We start from the raw sequence: 3,014 nt of genomic DNA, 5'->3' as shown, positions 1-3,014 counted from the left end.
CTGATCGAACCGTCAACGATAAATCCAAGTCGGCGATTCTCGTCGCCCGAAGTTTGGTTCGGGGCGAGTTCGCCAAGGAACTGAGACTGACCCGGAGTCGGGTTGGTATCCGAAACGCCCACGTTGCGTGGCTCGTTTTCGGTGGTGATTGAAACGTTGCGGTCTGCGGCGGCTTCGCGAATCGTAATGCCGTCCCAGTCGCCACTGCCTTCGATATTCAGCGGCAATTGGACCACAAACGGGTTCGCCGGGTCACTTGGAATCCATTCGATGAAACTGGTCACTTTGGCTCGGTCCTGAGCCGAATCGAGCGTCCATGCGAAACTGGTGCCGATGTCGCCAATGCCAAACGCCGCGGTCGCGTTGGGGAACAACGGATCGTTGGCCTGCGCGGTTAACGCTTGATCGATATCACCCAACACGGTGAAGTTGGTGTTCTCTGTGTCAACCGCAGTCAGCAAACGAGCGGCATCGTCGGCCATCCAACCATCGTAGCTGGCGTTGAACTGGTTTGTTCCGTCGTTGACGTAGATACCACCATGGCTGAAACCAACCCGGTTTTGCCCGTTGAGGACCATCGCACGGAAGTCTTGTTCACCAGGAACGCCAACACTGTAAAGCGTATCCGTGTTTCCATTGCCGACGTCGGCGTCGAGATAGTTGATGACTTGGATGTCGCCGACGATCGCATCACCGAAGTCACGATTGTCCGGCGTAAAGAATTCGACCGTGGTGTACATCACCGCACGATTGTCCAAGAAGAACGTCGTGGCAACCCAGTTCACCGGACGTGGGTCAGTCGCGGTGTTGTTCAACATGTTGAACGTCCCTTCGCTAATGACCGTGTCGTCGGAAATCAGCGTGGCAGGACGCGTAATCGTCGTTTGGCTCAAGCGGAACGTGGTGTCGACAAGCCGGAACGGAATTCCAGCTAAGGGCACATAGTCAATATCAACGACCGTGGTTTCCAAGAAACCATAGTTTTGCTGTTGCAATCGCGTCGCGGTCACTTGATCGATTCCCGTGACCGAGATATTGGTCACCTCGTTGCCATCGGTAACGGTGCCCTCGAAGAATCCAATGACGTTCGGGTCAATGTCGTTGTCGATGCGGGTTCCATTGTCGACTTCGCGATCGGTGCGGTCGTACTCTGGGCCAACGGGAAGCCCCGGAGGCGTCGCCGTTGTCGCGGTTTGAGACGACAGGATCGATTGGCGAATCCCATTGGCATCGGTGTCCACCGATGGGGTGCCATCAGGTCGGAATCCAGCACCAATCGTATCGTCGACCAAGGCAGTCAACACGACGGGGAAATCAGGATGGCCCACGACTTGCAAGCTGCCGCCGATGCGGTCGGCAATGTCCTGGAACTGATCTTCGGATGTTTGCAGGTTTCCACCCGCCACGATGCCGGCAGTGGCACCTTCAAACTTCACGACCAGACTTCCACGTGCGTCACTTTCTAGACGCATGCCACCGTAGATGTGTTGGTTCGGGATTTCGATCGTGTCACGAACGATGTGGACGATATCGACGTCGTCGAGGACGACTTCGGTCGACACGGCACCGCCGCGGACTTCGATGCCATTTAGACCGAAACGATCAACCGTGTCCGCAAGGTCTTCGTCTTGTGCCAAGCGGTTGCCTTGGATCAGCGGACCGCTATTGCCCGTAGACCGAACCATGTCGATCCGACCGGTGCTGCGGCCAGCATCGGTGACTTCGTTGAACGAGAAACTGTTGACGTCGAAGGTGCCGACTGGTCCATAGCCACCGATAAACGTGTTGTTAGCAATGACTGGTTGTGCGGCGCGAACAAAGATGGTGCCGCTCGCGTTGTCGCTGCGGCCACCACGGTCGGGATCATCGACATTGACGATTTCTCGTCCGTCATCGTTCATTTCAAAGCGGCTGTTCGCCACACGCAGTTCGCCTTGGTGAACTTCGATGGCATTGAAACTGGCGAATCCACCAGGGATACGAGAGATACCACCGCCACCTGCGATCACGGCATGATCGATCGAGGCTGCACCACCGAAGCCGACATAAAGTCCCGCCCAATCGCCATGGCTGAGCGTGTCGGTCGTGTTCGTGCTGTTGGTGTCAAACGTTCCGCCAGCACCGTAACGGTTATCGGCCAAACTGGTCATGATGACGGGGCGTGCGGCGGTGCCTTCGGCGTAGAAATGGGCACCAAAGGTGACGTCGATGCGAGCACCATCGAGTTTGATGATCGTGCCGGGATCGACGGTTAGTCCTGCATCGGGTCGCGATGTGCGTTGGCCCGTGGTCGCCGAAAGTGCCGTGCTGCCTGCCAGTGCCGTATCGATAAACGCGGTGTCGCTTGCATTCAAGCTGGCGACCAACAAGTACGGACCGTCACTGCCATCGGCTTGAACGGTCGCGCGATAGAGTCGTCGTGATGTGAACGTTGACGATGCAGGCACGGTTGGTAAACCGGTCAATTGCAATGCGCCATCATCTTGCAACGTAAACGCCGCAGTGGGCTGGCTCGCATCACTTTCAACTCCGCCAGACGTGGTGAACGTCATGCGGTAGCGGTACGATCCGGCAACCATATTGCCTTCGAGCGGTTCGCCCGCGGTGTCCGTTGACGAAGCGCGGATTAGCAAGCTGACCGGGGCGTCAACGGTTTGGACCAAACCGCCAGCCGAACCGGTGATTTGTAGGTTTTCCGTCAAAACATGAACGATGTCGGTGTCGTCAAGCCGAGCGCCGACAGTCAGCGGTTGCAACTGGCCGCCGGTTCGCGTGGCGACGCGAACAAACAAACCGTTGATGGTGTTGTCGTCGAGTTGGTTGCCGCGAATGTGAGGCCCGACTCGTGAGTAGTCCGGTGTAAACACGGGACCGCTTGCCGAGGAGGTCATGAATCGCGACTCGGCAAACGTATCGGGGGTCGCCGCCATCGCCGCGTCGGCCGACACGCTGATGCTGCTGTTGATGATCGTCGGCCGTGTCACTGCCATGTCGATTGGGCTGATGACCGTTTG

Annotated in this window: 1 pseudogene; it reads right to left on the bottom strand. The window is 57.4% G+C overall.

From position 1 onward, the window contains the following. Nucleotides 1-2,891, bottom strand: a pseudogene (locus ABX962_RS33830) (cyclic nucleotide-binding protein); the annotation flags it as partial. Between the last annotated feature and the right edge of the window lie 123 nt (nucleotides 2,892-3,014).

The organism is Novipirellula sp. (assembly GCF_041583735.1).
Lineage (GTDB): Bacteria > Planctomycetota > Planctomycetia > Pirellulales > Pirellulaceae > Novipirellula.
This window is presented reverse-complemented; position numbering and strand designations above follow the sequence as displayed.